This is a genomic window from Sabulibacter ruber (assembly GCF_017355955.1).
Taxonomy (GTDB): domain Bacteria; phylum Bacteroidota; class Bacteroidia; order Cytophagales; family Hymenobacteraceae; genus Nibribacter; species Nibribacter ruber_A.
The window spans coordinates 828,516-845,676 of the sequence record NZ_JAFFID010000002.1; the positions used below are offsets into that span (position 1 = coordinate 828,516).

General features: G+C 49.7%; 13 protein-coding genes. 2 read left to right on the plus strand and 11 right to left on the minus strand.

Annotated features, from left to right (window positions below; translation table 11 throughout):
- Positions 1-178 precede the first annotated feature (178 nt).
- The gene (locus JT719_RS14860; RefSeq protein WP_207434106.1) at positions 179-3,379 is read left to right on the plus strand and encodes a SusC/RagA family TonB-linked outer membrane protein; all 3,201 of its coding nucleotides are present in this window, start codon (positions 179-181) and stop codon (positions 3,377-3,379) included.
- An 11-nt stretch (positions 3,380-3,390) separates the two neighbouring features.
- Entirely contained in the window at positions 3,391-4,812 is a 1,422-nt protein-coding gene (locus JT719_RS14865) for a SusD/RagB family nutrient-binding outer membrane lipoprotein (RefSeq protein ID WP_242693257.1), read from the plus strand.
- Positions 4,813-4,909: 97 nt separating this feature from the next.
- Here JT719_RS14865 and JT719_RS14870 read toward each other — a convergent pair whose 3' ends face one another.
- The 11 genes from JT719_RS14870 to JT719_RS14920 form a co-directional block, all read right to left on the minus strand.
- Positions 4,910-5,293, minus strand: coding sequence for an SRPBCC domain-containing protein (locus JT719_RS14870; protein WP_207434107.1), 384 nt, complete (start codon positions 5,291-5,293; stop codon positions 4,910-4,912).
- Between the two features lie 46 nt (positions 5,294-5,339).
- Positions 5,340-5,930: a hypothetical protein gene (locus JT719_RS14875; RefSeq protein WP_207434108.1), complete on the minus strand. Its 591-nt coding sequence runs from the start codon at positions 5,928-5,930 to the stop codon at positions 5,340-5,342.
- A gap of 453 nt (positions 5,931-6,383) precedes the next feature.
- The gene (locus JT719_RS14880) at positions 6,384-8,894 is read right to left on the minus strand and encodes a S9 family peptidase (protein ID WP_207434109.1); all 2,511 of its coding nucleotides are present in this window, start codon (positions 8,892-8,894) and stop codon (positions 6,384-6,386) included.
- A 169-nt stretch (positions 8,895-9,063) separates the two neighbouring features.
- Positions 9,064-10,368 (minus strand): outer membrane beta-barrel protein, encoded by a 1,305-nt coding sequence (locus JT719_RS14885; RefSeq protein WP_207434110.1) that lies wholly within the window; start codon positions 10,366-10,368, stop codon positions 9,064-9,066.
- A gap of 51 nt (positions 10,369-10,419) precedes the next feature.
- Positions 10,420-11,091: a tRNA (5-methylaminomethyl-2-thiouridine)(34)-methyltransferase MnmC2 gene (gene mnmC2 / locus JT719_RS14890; RefSeq protein WP_207434111.1), complete on the minus strand. Its 672-nt coding sequence runs from the start codon at positions 11,089-11,091 to the stop codon at positions 10,420-10,422.
- Positions 11,092-11,296: 205 nt separating this feature from the next.
- A complete protein-coding gene (locus tag JT719_RS14895) occupies positions 11,297-11,791 on the minus strand; it encodes a hypothetical protein (RefSeq protein WP_207434112.1) in 495 nt (164 codons plus the stop codon).
- A 456-nt stretch (positions 11,792-12,247) separates the two neighbouring features.
- Positions 12,248-13,210, minus strand: coding sequence for a YihY/virulence factor BrkB family protein (locus tag JT719_RS14900; protein WP_207434113.1), 963 nt, complete (start codon positions 13,208-13,210; stop codon positions 12,248-12,250).
- Between the two features lie 202 nt (positions 13,211-13,412).
- On the minus strand, positions 13,413-14,849 hold the full coding sequence (locus JT719_RS14905) for a DUF4403 family protein (RefSeq protein WP_207434114.1): 1,437 nt from the start codon (positions 14,847-14,849) through the stop codon (positions 13,413-13,415).
- A 79-nt stretch (positions 14,850-14,928) separates the two neighbouring features.
- A complete protein-coding gene (locus tag JT719_RS14910; RefSeq protein ID WP_207434115.1) occupies positions 14,929-15,258 on the minus strand; it encodes a thioredoxin family protein in 330 nt (109 codons plus the stop codon).
- A 197-nt stretch (positions 15,259-15,455) separates the two neighbouring features.
- On the minus strand, positions 15,456-16,184 hold the full coding sequence (locus JT719_RS14915) for a DUF3891 family protein (RefSeq protein WP_207434116.1): 729 nt from the start codon (positions 16,182-16,184) through the stop codon (positions 15,456-15,458).
- A 242-nt stretch (positions 16,185-16,426) separates the two neighbouring features.
- Complete coding sequence (locus JT719_RS14920) at positions 16,427-17,086, minus strand: outer membrane beta-barrel protein (protein WP_207434117.1); 660 nt, start codon at positions 17,084-17,086, stop codon at positions 16,427-16,429.
- Positions 17,087-17,161: the final 75 nt, after the last annotated feature.

Below are 17,161 nucleotides of genomic sequence, written 5' to 3' on the forward strand. Positions count from 1 at the left end.
ATAATAATTAGCATAAGTTTTTAATGATATTTTATGTATTAACAAATGATTAAAATAAGATTAAATTTTTTTAGAAGGTGTGTAGGAGATAAATGATTTTATCAATATACTTCAAAATGAATATTTATTGCCTTTCCCAAACAAACAACAAATCCTCCTAACAAACCTTTAAAAACGCATGAAAAAAACAGTACTCCTTTTACTCATGCTAATTTCTGCCTGGAGCATGGCCTATGCTCAACAGCGAGAAATCAGCGGTAAAATCACTTCCTCAGATGACGGAAGCGGACTGCCGGGCGTAAGCGTGGTAGTCAAAGGCTCCACCACCGGTACTTCCACCGACGCTGACGGAAACTTCAAATTACGCGTACCCGATGAAGCCGCTGTTCTGGTACTTAGCTACCTGGGCTATGTGACCAGAGAAGTACCGGTGGCCGGGCAAAGCTCATTCAATCTGACCTTGTCGCCAGATAACCAGCAACTGAATGAAGTAGTGGTTACTGCTTTGGGCATTGAGCGCAGCGAGCGCTCTTTAGGGTATTCCACGCAGGAAGTGAAAGGAGAGGACCTCACCTTCACAAAACAGCAGAACGTGCTAGGCGCACTAGCTGGTAAAGTAGCTGGGGTACAGGTGACGGGTTCATCTGGGGCAAGCATGGGTGGTACTCAGAAAATTAAGATCCGTGGGGTAAACTCTATCACCGGTGGAGGCGAGCCGCTGATTGTGATAGATGGAACTCCAATTTCTAACTCCAACTTTGCCGGCAGCGACAGAGCAGACTACGGGAACTTGGGCCAAGACATCAACCCAGAAGATATAGAGTCTGTGAACGTTCTGAAAGGCCCAACTGCTTCTGCTCTTTACGGCATGCGCGGTCAATATGGTGTTATCATGATTACTACCAAAAAAGGTGCAAAAGGTGCTAAGAAGGTATCTGTACAGTTGAATTCTGCTTTCAGTATGGAGAAAGCAGGCAATTTTATGCCGATGCAGAATCTATACGGTGGTGGTTCCAGCCAGACCTGGCGCACACTTCCTAATGGTCAGAAATATGTAGATATGAGCATTGATGAAAGCTGGGGACCTAGAATGGATGGTACGTTAGTGCGCCAGGTGTTCAGTTTTTATCCGCAGGATCCAGAATACGGCCAGTTAACTCCGTTTGTAGCGCATCCAGATAACATTGAAGATTTCTACGAGACAGGTACTAATCTGAATAACGGAATCTCTGTCTCTGGCGGAAATGAAAACTCAACATTCCGCTTAAGTTTTAATGATACCAGAATTACAGGGGTAGAGCCTAATACTTGGTTAGACAGAAACAACCTTGGGCTGAGCGCTTCACTTGATTTAAACAAAAAGCTGAGTTTGTCTACCAATATTAACTACGCCAGAAACAAAGCGCAGCGTCCTTCCCAAGGATCAGAGTGGGGAGCAAGATACCTGGTGCAGTGGTTCCAGCGAAATGTAGACATGAGCCGTCTTGAGAACTACAGATATCCAGATGGATCAATTCTGAACTGGAATTTAAGTCGGCCTAATGCTACAACCGGCGAGATCACCAACTTCACAGGGCTGTATTGGGATAACCCGTATTTTGATGCGTATGAAAATCTAAGTAATGATAGAAGAGATAGGTTCTTTGGAGATGTAGGGTTAACCTACCAGGTATTGCCAGATCTGAAGTTGAGCGGATTTGTTCGCTCAGACATGTACACCCAACAGATTGAGACCAGAATTGCCTTTGGAGGAAGAAGAGTTCCGGCTTACACAAATGGGAAGTATCAAGGTAGAGAAATGAACTATGAGTTTCTGGCGCAGTATTCCAAAGAGTTTGGAGATTTCTCTTTAGAGGCGAACTTAGGTGCCAACTTATTTGACCGAAGATACACAGACGTGGTTGGAGCTACTGCTGGTGGATTATCTAGCCCAGGATTTTATAATCTGGCTGCGTCAAGAGACAGACCAGTTGTTTCCTCTAATTTAACCAGAAAGAAAATTGCCAGTGGCTATGGAATGGTGTCCTTAGGATATAAAGACACGTATTTTTTAGATGCGTCTTTAAGAAGAGACCATTCTTCCACTTTGCCAGACCCTTACTGGTTCCCTTCTGTTTCAGGCTCCTTTGTGTTTAGCGAACTATTGAAATGGAAGCCTTTGTCTTTAGGTAAATTAAGAGCAAGCTATGCCCAAGCCGGCAGCGATGTAGCCACCTATGCCACTTCTTTTAACTATGGGGTAGGCGGAGTATACAATGGGATTAATACATTATTCATAAGAGACAACCTGGTTAATCCAGAGTTAGAGCCAGCATTTGCCAATTCTTACGAGGCTGGGGTTGATCTGAAATTCTTTAACGGTAGATTGGGGATAGACTTTACGTATTACCTGCAAAGAAACAAAAGCCAGGTGCTTTCTTTTGACATATCCGGGGCAAGCGGTTACGGTTCAACCGATATCAATGCCGGGCTTATTGAAAACAAAGGAATTGAACTCTCTCTTACCGGTACTCCTATTCAGACAAGCAAATTCTCCTGGGATGCCATTTTCAACCTGAACAGAAATGAGAGTATGGTGAAGGAGCTGACGCCAGGCTCAAATGTGTACATCTACGATCAAAGCACTTACTCAGGCGTTACCGCATACCTGAACTCTTACGTTGGTCAGCCCTTCGGAAGCCTGATAGGAAAGGCCTATAGGAGAGATGAAGCCACCGGTAAAATCCTGCTAGATAAAGCCAACTTGCCAACCTTCACAGAAGCCAACCATAATTTTGGGAGTGTTCTTCCTGATTTCACGGGTGGTTTCCAGAACACCTTCCGCTTTGGCAAGTTTGACCTAAGTGCTATGATAGATTACCAAATGGGCGGTCAATTCTTCAGCAGATCACGCATGCTGGCTGTGAAAACAGGTATGGCTCCTGAAACTGCTGCTTTGAATGACAATGGAAAGAACGTGCGTGATCCTCTTTCTGAGGGTGGTGGTGTAAAAGTAAGCGGAATCTATGCTCCAGGTACTGTGATTAATGGGCAAGATGTAAGCGGTCAGGAGTTCAATGGCTACGTAGACGCCAGAGCCTATTACAGAACTACTCTGGGTACCCATGTGTATGAAGAATGGATCTATGACGCTTCTTACATCAAACTGAGAGAAATCCGCTTAGGATACACCATTGACAAAGCTTTGCTGAAGAGCCTGCCTATTCAGAACATAGGAATTGCATTCATCGCCCGCAACGTGGCGCAACTGTGGCAGAAGGCACCTAAAGGATTAGATCCGTCTGAACTTTCCACCGGTGCACAGGCTATCAGCTGGTATGAGTCTGGGCAGTCAAATACAGTTCGCTCTTACGGAGTTAACTTAAACATCACTTTTTAAGGCGTAGCATCATGAAAAAGATATATATTCTGGCCCTTGCCTGCTTAACACTAGGTGGGTGCGTAGATTTTGAAGACGATATTAACTTAAATCCTAACTTACCAACTCAGGCGTCTAACACCCAGTTAATCGCCAACGCAGAATTGGCACTGCCAGGATTGAGCTCTGTGCCGCAGGGCGAGTATTTTGCGCAATATCTATCAGAGACGCAGTACCCTAACTTGTCCTTATACAACCAGGTGAGCGCAAGCTTTTATGGTCTGTACCAAGGCCCCCTGATGAACCTGGAGGCGGTGCTTACTTCTCAGAATCTGGATGTCAAGGAAGGGCCTGTTGTAAACCAATTAGCGGTTGCCAAGATATTGAAGGCTTATTATTTCTGGCACGTCACCGACCGTTGGGGAGATGTTCCCTTCTCCGAGGCTTTGAAAGGAAGGGAAGGCTTCACTCCTAAATATGACACTCAGGAGTTCATCTACAATAGTCTGTTCGCCTTGTTAGAGGAAGCAGATAAGCAGATAGTTGTTCCGGGGAATATCACCAATGATATCATCTACGGCGGTGATATGGCCAAGTGGAAGAAGTTTGGAAATACCGTGCGGTTGTTAATGGCATTAAGGTTGTCCAAAGTGAACCCTACCAAAGGACAGGAAGAGTTCAATAAGGCGCTTACGGCAGGTATAATGACTTCCAACGCTGATAACTTTGTCTTCAAGCACTTAGCCGAGGCCGCCAATGAGAACTACTGGTATGACCAGATCAATGATCAAAGAAGACAATGGTGGGCCTTGAGCAACACGTTAGTGGATAAGTTGAAGCCGGTAGATGATCCTCGTTTGGCCGTTTACGGCAACAAGAACTCTGCGGGTCAGTATGTTGGGCAGGAGTTTGGGAAAACCGAAAACCTGAGCACCACTTCTGTTTCGCTTCTTGGCAGTGCTATCTGGAAGCAAGATGCCCCAATCTACCTGGTTACCTTTGCACAGGCTTTATTTGCCAAAGCCGAGGCAGCTAAAATTGGCTGGATTTCCGGTGGAGACGCCGAAGCAAAAACAAACTACGATCTAGCAATTCGGAATTCTGTCATTCAATGGACTGTAAGCCCAACCTATTCTGAAGCCAATGCAGTGGCGGCCGCCAATGCTTTGCTTGCCAAACCAGGGGTAGAGTACAATCCGGCTACCGGATATGAGCAGATTGCTGAGCAGCGGTGGATTCATTTATTCATGCACGGATTTGAAGCTTGGGCCGAATGGAGACGTACAGGCTACCCAAATGAACTGATCAGCCCTGGCGGAAAAGCCATTCCAACCAGACAAGGATACCCAACCACTGAAGAGTTTAACAACACTGCAAACTACAAAGAAGCTGTACAACGCCAATTTGGTGGTGTAGATGGGCTATATGGCAAAGTTTGGTGGGATAAAGACTAAACGTATCCACATCTGATAAAAACAACAAAGGCCGGTACTATACCGGCCTTTGTTGTTTTGGGGCAGTTTCAAGAAAAGCGGTAAGAAAACGCTCAACTTACTGCTCATCAAAGAACGCGATGAGCGAGCCTACGTAACTCTCTTCCCAGCCCTGGGATATGTCTTCGTAGGCTTCGTCTGGGATGTTGGTGTGGCGCACTTCCAGGGAGCAGCCTTGTTTGTGCGGGTGCAGCTTGATGGTGACAATAGAATCCTCTGGTTCTCCTTCAAAATACCACTGCTGCACTATCTTCTTGTTTTCCTCAAACTCCAGGTTTTTGCCCACAATACTGCCTTCCCAGAGTGAGAACTCAGAGCCGGGCTGGGTAGACATTTCGGCTTTGTCACCGGTCCAGATCTCCAGGGTGATGGGGTTGGTAAGGGCAATGTATACTTCTTCTGGGGTGGCAGGTATGGTGAAATATTTCTTGAAGTCTTTCATGTGGCTGATGTTTGTGTAAAGGTAAAACCGCTTTTGACTTCTGGGATTATTTTATCTCAGTGATTTGCCCTTGCGGAGAAATCTTGAATCGTTTGCGGGTGACGGTAGACTTTCTGGTGTTGGGCACTTCGTTGCTCTGCGCATCAACCTGCCAGCGGGTAGTGCTGTCTACGTGCACAATGGTGTAGTCTTTCTGAATGGTGTACTGCTCACTATGCTTGATGCCGGGTTCTTCCCCGCAAGGGGTGAACTTCAGATCCTGCTCATCCAGAAGTAGGCCCGCCTGGTTATAGGTCCTGATTCTGGGAAGCGTCTCGTCGGCCGGATAAAGCACCAGCAGGGCGGTTATTTCCTGGTTGACTGGGAGCCGCCGGTAAGGCAGTTCATGGGGTTTCAGGTACGTGCTGGCAACGGTGGTATCTAACCGGGAGCCGGTGGTGTAAGCAAACCCACAGGTGGCGGTAAATGGCAATGGGAGAACTGGCAACTCAGAAGCAAACTCTGTAAAGGACACTGCTGGGGAAGCATCCACCACTTGCTCGGCAATGGGGTTGATTTCAGACTGCGAGGTATTGTCTCGGGAGCAGGAGAAGAAGACAAAGAAAGAAAGCGTCAAACACGGGAATAGTTTTCTCATAGCAGCTTTATACGGGAAGTACTATATAAGAGGATTGGCCCTCGGGTGTAAGAATTTCCGGTTTGAAGGCGTGTATTGTTGGTAGAAAGCTGTTTTGCTGACCCTTTTTGCAAATAGTTCTAAAAGGAGAGCAAGTAAAATGTCCTCTTTGCCGGATTGGCTGATACTTTCCAACGTCCTCGCTCGCCTCTGGCGAGTGTGGGTTACTTGCGGTGTCTCGCCGCTAAGAATACATTTATAATAGATCGTATAGCAGCCAGAGGCTGCCAAGTAACTCACACTCGCCGGAGGCGAGCGAGGGATTGATTTGCGGGAATGAGGATGCTTTCAGGCTGAGCGAAGAGAAAAGCCCTGTAAATACGTTTAAACTAAAGTAGCCCCGAGGGTTTGGTCACAAAAAAGCCGCAACCTCTCTTTAAGGCTGCGGCTTTTCTTTGGCTTGTCAACTACGGATTATTCCTCGTCTTCTGGTTGGGCAGTTCTATTGGTTTGAGGCCGTTTGTTGTTTTGTTCGGCTTCTCTGTTCATCTCCATGATGTCTACTGGTTGGGAGAAGTCGCCCAGCAGGTGCTTAGAGAAATAATCGGCGGTCATCCAGAAGGAGTACTCGGTCATGTCACCGTAGCCGTGGCGCTGGCCGGGCATGATCACCAGGTCAAAGCGTTTGTTGGCTTTGATCAGGGCATCGGCCATTCTGATGGTGTGGGCCGGATGCACGTTGTTGTCCACGTCGCCGTGGGTGAGCAGCAGGTGGCCTTTCAGGTTCTTGGCCAGTTCTGGGTTCTTGTCAATGGCATACTGGAAGGTAGTGTCGCCTTTGGCCGAAATCACTTCTTTCACGCCGTGGTGCTTCTCAGACCACCAGCGGTTGTAGATGTTGTTCTCGTGGTTTCCGGCGCCCGATACGGCTACCTTGAAGAAATCTGGGTACACCAGCATGGCAGCTGTAGACATGAAGCCTCCGCCGGAGTGACCGGTGATGCCCACGCGGTTAATGTCAATGAAGTCGTATCTGTCGGCTAATTGCTCAACGGCGGCTTTCTTATCGGCGAGGCCGTAGTCACGCAGGTTGCCGTAGCCGTAGGTGTGGTACCACTTAGAGCGGGCCGGGTGACCGCCGCGGTTTCCTACGGTGATTACAATGAAGCCCATCTGAGCCAGGCGGTCCATGCGGTCCATACTGCGGCCGAAGGCTTTGTTCACAGCCTCGGTCTGCGGACCCGGATAGATGTACTCAATGATGGGGTACTTTTTGGTAGAGTCGAAATCAAAAGGCTTGTACATGACGCCGTACAGATCAGTCACGCCATCATCGGCTTTCACCGTGAACGGCTCCGGGAACTTGTACCCGGCGGCCATGAGGCGGGACAGATCGGTTTTCTCCAGGTCCATCACTTTCTTGCCGTTGCTGTTGTACAGCGCAGAAACGGGCGCAGTATTCACGCGGGAGGAGGTGTTCACGAAGAACTTGCGGCTATCGTTCATGCTCACCTGATGGTCAAAGTTGCCGCTGTTAAGCAGTTTCAGGCCAGAACCGTCAAAGTTGATGCGGTACAGGTGCAGGTAGTAGGGGTCTTCCTTGGCTTCGCGACCGTTGGCGGTGAAGTACAGCACGCGGGCGTTGTCATCTATCCCGATGATTTCCTCGCAGTGGAAAGGGCCGGATGTAATCTGGTTTTTCAGTTTGCCGTTGCCGTCATACAGATAGAAATGGCCCCAGCCATCGCGCTCAGACCAGTGGATGAGTTCGTTGCCGCCGTTCACCAGGCCTACGCGGCTTACTTCCACGTAGGTGTTGAAGCGCTCGTCGATTAACGGCTTCACGGTTCCGGAAGGAACATCAAGAGACAATACGTCAATCTTTTTCAGGTCGCGGCTGGTGCGGGTGAAATAGACCTTGTTGTTGGTGCCGTGCCACAGATTGGCGCGGAACTCGTCATCGCGGGAGCTTTGCTTGGCTGGTGCTGGCCACACCGAGATTTCCTGGTCTTTAAAGGCCGCCGTGCTGATCTTTTTAGAGGTCTTTTCCGCAAAATTGAACAAAAGTAGCTCCCGGATGGGGGCTTCTTTCTCGCCGGGCATGTGGTACTTGTAGGTTTCCAGCGCCGGACGGCCAGCGGCAGTGTGGTGCAACACCCAAAGATCTTTCACTTTGCGAGCATCGGTGCGGGTCATGATGAAGTATTTGCTGTCCGGTGACCACATGATGAAGGCCGGTTTGCGGTTCTTCTTGTTTTTCTCCCGCTCCACGTTGGTTTCGCCCTGAGAGTCGCCGTAAGAGTAGTTCTCCACACCGTCGGTGGTGAATTTGTGCTCTACAATGGTAGAGTCTTTCTCGTTTTTGAGGGCTTTCTCGTAATTGGCGCGGTCCATCCAGTAGAGGTTGTGCTCCTTGGCGAACACCACAAACTTCTGATCTGGCGAGATAGACGCCCAGTTAGGCTTGCGCTTGGGCTTGTTGTAATCCTTCAGTTCGGTCAATTGACGGGTAGCCAGGTTGTACTGGAAGTAGAAGGTTTTTTTCTCCAATGAGTCGGCGGCCTTTTTGTCTGTGCGGTCTTTCTTTACCTGGTCAATGGTGCTCTTTACCTCAAACTGAACGTTCTTCTCGTCTTCGGTGAACTTAAGGTTCTCAATGGGCAAATGCTGGGCATCGAAGGGGTCACGTACCACTAAGGTAATGTCGGCGGCCAGTTTATCGGTGTTGAAGATGGCCTGCTTGGACTTGGCGGCCGGGTCTACAATGTACCAGTTTTTGCCGTTGGGGGTCTCATACATGTACCAGAACCGATCTGTCTTTTTAAGCCAGTGCGGATCCAGGCTGGTGGTGAAAATGAGTTTTTCCAGCTTTTTAGGCGAGAAACGGGAAGCCAGCTGGTAGTTGGCTTTAGCAGGTTGTGGGGTTTGGGCGTGCAGCCCCAGGCTGGTCCATAACACTACGGCCAGCGTGTAAACAAGTCTCATGAAAAAGGTTTGTGTAAGGTAGAATGATGGGTGTAAGAATATGAGCAGTTTTACCAAACTTAAAGCTAAACAAAAAGAGCCAATATCAGGAGGTTGACATTGGCTCTTTCTGTTTAATTGATTGAATAACTGTAGGAGAGGCTTCTAAAAGCCCTCTGAAGGAGAGAACTTACTGTGCCTTCTTCCGCTGAAAGAGGTAACTAACCCCCAGGCTGGTAGACTGCGTGTTGATAGAATACGCAGGGCGGGTAGAAATATCATTAGCGGTATACAACACGGCTACGTCTAGTTTATTAAACAGCACAATTCCGGCCCTGACTGAGTAAGAGTACCAGAATGTTTGCGGTGTTTCATAGCCATCTGCCACGGTTGTGGTTTGGGTGCCGTCATTGCTGAAGTAATTGACAGTCGTAAATCTATCTTTGAAGTAGTGCGCGTAAGTACCAACTACTCCTGCCGCCAGGTACATTTTCAGCTTGTCTGAGTTAAAGAAGTTATAAAGCACCTGCGGGTTAAGCGACGCCGTGAGTTGTGAGTACTCATAGGTGTAGAGGGTAGTGATAGGAGAGTGGGTATAGCTCACTTCCTTTCTTAAGCTGGGGTTGGCCCAGGTAACCGAAAGCTCAGTTCTGATAACCAGGCGCTGCGTGGCAGGATTAGCGAAGGCATCCAGCCCAACGGTTAGTTTAGGAAGGTAAGAATCCTGCTGGGTAGCGCCATCGGCAAATTTGCTTTCGCTGTCCTGGCTCATAGTGGTTCTGTTAAGCCATAGGCCCGCCACAAATCTGGTTCTGGATTTCTTCGCAAATGCTGTGGGGCTAGCCTTGGTTTCTTCCGGTCCGTTGATGTGCCGTACCAAGGCCAACAGGTTCTGCGCGGTATAAGTAGTGGACTTTATCTTCCGAAGGAAATCTTCAGTGCCCACCCCATTTTTGATAGCACTGGCCCAGAGTTGGTTCATGTAAATAGGATCTGTGGCCATCTGGTTCTGTTGCCCCACGGCATAATACTTTCTGTAGACCAATTCCTGCGGAGGGGTGCCCTCTTTGTGTTCTTGTAGGTAAAAACGGGTCTTTACTACATCTGTATAAGACAAAAGAGTAACCTTGGGGCCTGCGTACTCCACCTTCAGGAAAACTGTGGCTCTGGTGGAGGTGGTATCCGGACCATGGCTCAAACCCGACAAATCCACTGATCCCATGGAAATCCTTGTGTCCTGGCTCTGGAAGGCTTCAAGTCCGGTAATCTGAACGTAACGGCTGGTGGCAGGGGTGAACTTTTGTTCAGTACTGCCGGAGGCAGTGGCTTTGAAGGTAATCTCTGTGGGGTTGCGCAGCCACTCCCGGTGGTCTATGAATCCCCTCAGGGTATCGCCGGCGATGGCCACCACCAACCCCGGCCTGAAGTTATTTTGGGCTTGTAAAAGAAACGAGCAGAGAAAAAGGCAAAGGAATAGCGTAAAGGTTCTTTTCATGTAAAGAATCTAAAAATGGAATATTGAATGTTGAATAAAAGGAATGGGAGCTTACTTTTTCACGCCGCGCGTCATTTCCCGTTTGCCGGGAGGGCCGGGCAATGCTTCTACCGTAAAGCCGGCGGCTTTCAGGCTGCGTTTGAAGCTTCCTTTGGCGCAGTAAGTGACCAGGGTACCGCCCGGGGCGAGGCAATCATACATTTTCTGGAAGACGGCATCGGTCCAGAGGTGGGGCTGTTTCTCCGGGGCGAAGGCATCAAAATAAATCAGGTCATAGCTTTCCGGGGCCGGAGCGAAGGTTTCCAGATCGGTTTCCAGCTTGCGGAGGGTAAACGAGGAAGTAATAGAAACCGGCTGCTCCCAGGGAGCGGCGTGAAGCGGGCCGAAGAAGTCCAGCAACTCGGGGTTGAGGATGAATTTATCGAACTGGAGTTGCGCTACCACCTCTGGGGTCAAGGGGTACTTTTCCAGCGTGTCATACTGCACGGTAGCGCCAGAGGCCAGGGTGTGTTGCAGGGTGAGCAGGGCGTTTAGGCCGGTACCAAACCCCACTTCCAGCAGGCGCACGGTAGAAAGGCGCTCCAGGGTAGCCTCTAGACCCATCTTAATGAATACGTGCAAAGACTCCTGCAATGCCCCGTGCACTGAGTGGTAATGCTCATTCAGTTCAGGCACGTACAGCGTGGTGGAGCCGTCTTTGGTTTGTCTTACTTCCAGGTCCATGGGGTGAAATTAGGAATTGGGAATCAAAGTTAAGAATGGAGACGGAAGGCACCCCTGTTTTAGCCCTGTTTTCTGGAAGATAGACTAAAAACAACTCTCAGCCTCAGGAGCAATAAACCAGCAAATGGCAAGAGACAAAGCATACTTCACCCCAGGGCGATATGAAGAAATTCTTAATTCCTAATTCTCAATTCTCAATTCCTAATTAATCTACGTAGCCTTCGTACTGGATACTGCTCACCCGGCCTTTAGCCAGATTAAACCTGAGCCATAGGTTTTGCTCTACGTCGCAGACTTCCACCACATTCCTGTTCTCTTTGATAAACAGTTTATAGCCTTGTAGTTTCTGCAACAGTTCCTGTCTGGTACAGCCTACTTTAATCCCGTTTTTAAGGGGGAGGTTAGGGCTTTTGATATCGGCGAAGGAAAGCAGGAAGCGCTTGGTGTACATAGGGTAATACAGCTCTACGGTGCTGGAGTCAAAGTTGAGCTGGAAAAGCGTGTCTATGTACCGGGCGTTGTGCACGTTGGTGATGGTGTCTTTCAGAACCTGGGTGGCCGTGCGTACCTGGGCGGTATAATGCCGCAGGGCAGGTTCCTCTTCCTCAGTCAAGAAAGGATTGGAAATAAACTCAATGGCTTTCAATACCTCGGGGTTGTCTTCTGCCAGCGTTTCTACGCGCTCATAGAAGGCCTGCATGCTGGCCGTATTGTTAAAGTACCGCTGAGGAGCTGGTTTGGGACTGTTAGTGCGCGGTTTAGGCAACACCGCAGCTACCCGGGGAGAATCAGGTTGTTGTCTGGTTTGACAATCACCATATACCCAAATAGGGAGCAAACACAAAAGCATTATCAGCCGCCGCATACCAGTACAGAAACAAAAAAGAGGTTTAGTCAGGAAGGTAGATTTTATACGGGGAAACCTCGTGTAAAGCTACACAGAAGTGCCACAATTCTTTTGGTTAGACCATTGAACGTGCGGTTACCCTCTGTATACCTCCAAAATTCTGTTCTGATTTTTGGTGAGTAAGAATAAGCTTATGGGTACGAGTACTGGAGTTCTATTTGTAATATAGCCAAAACCAGCCTGAAAGACAAGGCCGTTTGGGGCTGGTTTTCCTGGATCAGCTCAAAAACAGTAGAAACCCGGAGGCCGCTATTTGCGGAATCTGCCTTCGGCGGGCGGGCGGCCGGCCATGGCCTCGTTGCTGCTCTCGTGCGGTAACTCCCTTATCTCAAACCTCACAGAATTGTGGTTGGGCGTTACGGGCTGGCCAAAGGTATCGGCGTACTCCTGGGTGATCTCGGCCCCATAGAAGATGATGAGCGAGGAATAGTAAACCCAGGAAAGCAGGATGACCATAGACCCGGCGGCCCCGTAGGAACTGCTGAAATCACTTTGACCAATGTACCAGCCAATCAGGTACTTGCCCAGCAGGAAGAGGAACGCGGTTACCAAAGCGCCCACCCACACATCGCGCCAGCGGATGTGGGCATCTGGCAGGTATTTATAAATCAATGCAAAGAGCAGCGTGATAAAGCCCAGGGAGACCGCAATGTCCAGTATGTATATGAACACAATAGCCAGGCCAGGAAGTAGTTTCTGCAGGTAATCGGTTAGGATTCCCAGGACGGCACTCACTACCAAGCTTACCAGCAGTAAAAAAGACATACTCAGAATGAGCCCAAAAGACAGGACCCGGTCTCTTACCAGTTTCAGGATGCCGTTCTTAGGTTTGGTCTGGAGGTTCCACACCTGGTTCAATGATTCCTGCAGGGTGACAAAAATGGTAGTGCCGGCAAACACCAACGTACCAATACCCACCCAGGTAGCCACCGGGTTAGGGCCTTCCAGATGCAGTTTGGTAATCATAGTCTGGATCTCGGTGGCGGCTTCTGGGCCTACCAGGCCTTTGATCTGGTTGTAGAGCTGCCCGGTGACTGCCTCCTCGCCAAAGAAATAACCAGCGGTGCGTACCACTATGAAGAGAAGCGGAGGCAAAGAGAAGATAGTGTTATAGGATAACGCTGCCGCCAGCCGCAACGAGTTGTTCTTCATGAACTCTCCCGCAGAGTTGGTGATAAGACCTAAGATGCTTTTTGCGGTATACTTTGCCATTCGCTTTTTCTGATATGTCTTACGTGAACCTACGGGAACAAGTGCCCAATTGTTGATAAAAGGGGCCTTTTGTAGATACCTGCGGCGATGCCGAAGAAGCAAATAGGCGGGATTTTGGCGAATAAATACCTTTGGCTAGCAAGCTGTTGATGAGCAAAGCACCAAGAGCTGCGGGGTGATGCCTCTGTTTGCCAGGCTTGGTTTACTGGAAGAACAGACCCAACTGTCCGGTGGCCAGAAAGTGCGCCCGCAGGCCGTTTTCGGTCACAAACATGGTATCTGGCTCAAGAGTGAAATTGGAACCGCGCAGCACCAGTTTGTCCTGAAGCTGGGTTTCTTTCAGGCCGGTTTGCAGGGCTTGGCGCACGGTAGTCAGCTGGCCTTTTACAGGGAAGGTCATTTGCTGTTCTACCTGCGTTCTGAATTTATTCTGCAGAAGCCAGTTGGCGGTTTTTACCAGTTGGTCGCGGGTTTGGAGGGTATAAGACAAGTCGCGCACTTTTATCTCCTGGGAGGCCGCGTCATAGTAAGGGGTGCCCTGTAGCCAGACTTTGCCGTTCAGCTTTTTGGTGATGAAACCAGCCTTGGACTGACCGCTTACATCCAGGGCCAGCAGCAACTGCGTGCCTTTGCCGGTTACCACAATGTCATGCACAGTGAGCTGGTGTTTGCCGTTCTCAAAAGAGAACGACTGGCCTTTGAGTTCTTTCTGCAAAACCTGGGTCAGGTAACCGTAGGAGACATCGCTGGAGACGTTGAGCTGGGCTACCGGCGGCAGGTTACGAACAGCCGTAAAGGCCGGCAGCGCCACGGGTTTGCTGGGCGCGGGTTTCTGGCCGGGTAAAACCCTCACCAGGGCCTCTATCCCAATCTGCAAGCTCAATACATCTTTCTGCAATTCAATGGGCGTGAGTTTCACTGCCCGGGGCTCCATGGCAAGCCAGGCATTGTACTGGGAGTTGATCAACACCGGTGCCTGTAATTGGCTCCAGGCTTGGGACAGATAGGTTTTAAGCGGAACCCGTTTCTGCAGTTCCTGGTCCAATTGCTGGAGCATGGGATTGAGCTGGGCTTTCAGACGGGGCTCTATAAACGGAGCCAGGTTTATTTTCAAAGGTCCCAGAGAGAAAGTGGGCTTGCGTTCGCCCCAGGAGAAATCACCGGAGGAGTAGCTTTTTAAGACATAATCTGGCAGAATCTGGAGCCGGGTCTCGGTGCGCACCGTCATCTCAAACTCGGTTTCCTCTGTTTTCTGCAGCTTTTTGCAGAATTCACAGGCATTCCATTGCCAACGGCCCTTGGCCCAGATCCGGAGGGGTACTTCGGTGTAAAGTTTGCTGGACTCGGCCCGCATGTTGATGGGGCCGGTTTTGGTGACTTTCACCATGAGGTCATCGTCTTCCAGGTTGTTGTCCAGGTACAGGACCTCTTTCATTTCCTGGTTCAGGCGTTCTTCCAGGGCAGCAACCGAGATAGAAACCGGTAAGGTAATGGTGGAAAGCGGTGGCTCTGGCAGCGGTTGGGGGCTTACCGCAGTGCCGGGGTTGGTGTCTGCCAGCGTTGTAGATTTTTGACAGCTTACCAATTGGCCCGAGGCCAGCAAAATAGAAACGAAATAAAGAAAGCAACGCCTGCGCATGCTGTAAAATTAAGGGACGGAAGACAAAGCCGAAAGCCTTGTTTTCAGGCCAGGTCAGGAAAAACAGCCTTAAAACCGGCTACGCTTTGCAGGCCAGCAGGCGGTCCAGCATTTTCCTGACCTCGTCTTCCGAGGACAACAAACTGCAATGCCGCAAAGTGCCCTTGAAATACATAGCAAAAAACGGGGTGCCGGTGAGTTTTACCTCCTGGCTGGAAACCGGATTTTCAGAGGCGTCCATCTGCAGGAAGGTCACGTCTTTGTACTTGGGATCCTCAGAAAATTGCTTGAAAGAGGGTGCCAGCAGTTTGCAAATCTCGCAGTCCTCATCTATGAACTTGACAATTACCCGTTCGCGCTGAAAGATGATGGAACGTAGCTCGTTGTCAGACGATATCTGAATGGCCATTAGGATAAAAGTTGGTTAAACTATACTTAACGAGGATTCAATTGCGGAGGTTAAGGCTGGTGCCGGCTTAGCGGAAAACACGGGTCCTTGGTTTGGGCCTGGTGCTGCAGGTGTTTTGAGGCTAGTTTTCTCTAAAAACGCAGAAAACAGATAGAAGCGCAGAGCGGGTTCTCAGGTGCCTGGTTTCAACTCCTGGCCTAGGCCTGCTGCAGGAGCCACTCTTTGCGGAGAATGGGAGCTTGCCAGATGGCATCGGCCAGTTCCTGGTCTGAGGAGAACTGAAGCTGGGTAAGACAGCGGGCCTCTACTGAGAGTTGGATCTGCTTCACCTCAAACGGCCAGGGTTCTACCAGCACCGGGCCGGTTTTCAACTGCGTTACCTCATACCTGATCTGGTCTGGGCCGTTGCTTATTTCCAGAGCGCGTTCCATTTCGGGTAGTTCGTTGCGGCAGAGAATCAGGGAGAAGCGGTCGCACCACTGCATGAAGTCATAGGCGTACTGGGCATCGGCTTTGGAAATCTTCAGCTGCTGGCGCCATTTCTTCTGGCAGGAGCGCTGCTCATCCAGGAACTCGTCCCAGAGCTTTTTTTTGCCTCGTAGTTCCTCGTACAGAAAAGACAAATGCATGCTGGTCAGCAGACTGCGCCAGCGGCCCTGGAACCTGGCCTCTTTCATGACCTGCTGGGCCTGCTCCAGGCAGAAGGGGAGTTGGGTAAAGTTAGCGGGGGCTCCGGCCGGGGTGAGGGCATACCGCCCAGACCAGTCTTTCTGGCCATCATCATGCTGGGCTATGGCGGCTAAGGTCTGCATGAAGTGCAATGGCTTTTTTTCTGGCTGCCACGCAAATCCAATCTCGGCGGCCAATAGTGCGTGTGCCTGCTGGAAAACAATCTCCCATCCTTTCTCGTGCGGATTTACAATCATAACCTCTTTCTGCCGTAACGTTTGCCGCGTTTTTTAACTGATTCTAAAACGGAAAGGTTGTGGTGCTTAGGCAGATATGCTGCAGATGATTTCTGCCTGATTCCCGCAAAAAGGCCTTAAAACAGAGAGCAGCCGGAATACCATAGGCTCTGCAGTTGAGAACTGTGGCAAGGAGGGCAGAAAATAAAAAGCCCGGCGCTAGAGACTAGTGCCGGGCCAGGTAAGTTAGGGTAATTCTGGGACTAGAACACAAAGCCCAGACGCAGGCCGCTGTTCACGGTAGGGCGCAGTCTTAGAGAGCCTCCTTCGCCGTCAATGGTGGTGTTAGGACCACTTTCTGGATTGATTTCCACATCTCCTTCTTTTCTGTACTGTAGACCGAAACCGAACTCCACGCCCAGGTACACGTGACGGGCGAAGTAGTAATCAGCACCGGCTACGGCTCCTAACCCAAACCCGAAGTAGTTGCGGTTGGTGATGTTATTTCCGCCGTTAGACCAGGCACCGTCAATCTCGTAGTTATCGCCTTCCTCGTTGGCCGAGAACTTGGTGAAGCTTAGCTCAGCGCCTACGTAAGGAGACAAGCGCTCTGTGCCCGCAAAGTGTTTCTCAATACCAGGAGCCAGCACAAACAGGGTAGAAGTACGGCTGAAATCATCGTCTTCAGTGTCATTCTGAACATCCAGGATAAAAGAAGCCCTGATTGCCGTGTTGGGGGCCAGGAAGTAACGGCCGCGCAATTGGTTTAGGCCTAAACCAACGGTGTTGGTACCAGTCAGATTCAATTGGACTTCGCCGGTTACCTCACCAGCCGCCGGTTTAATCCCGCCGCCGTCCTGGGCAGATGCCCCAAAGGCAAGGGAGAAGCAAAGCGCAGCAGCTGAAAAAACTTTCTTTAACATAGCTTTAATAGTATATAAGGGGGTAAAAGAAAGCTCAATATTAAGGAAGCAATATCTATTTACAGCAAGTTTTGG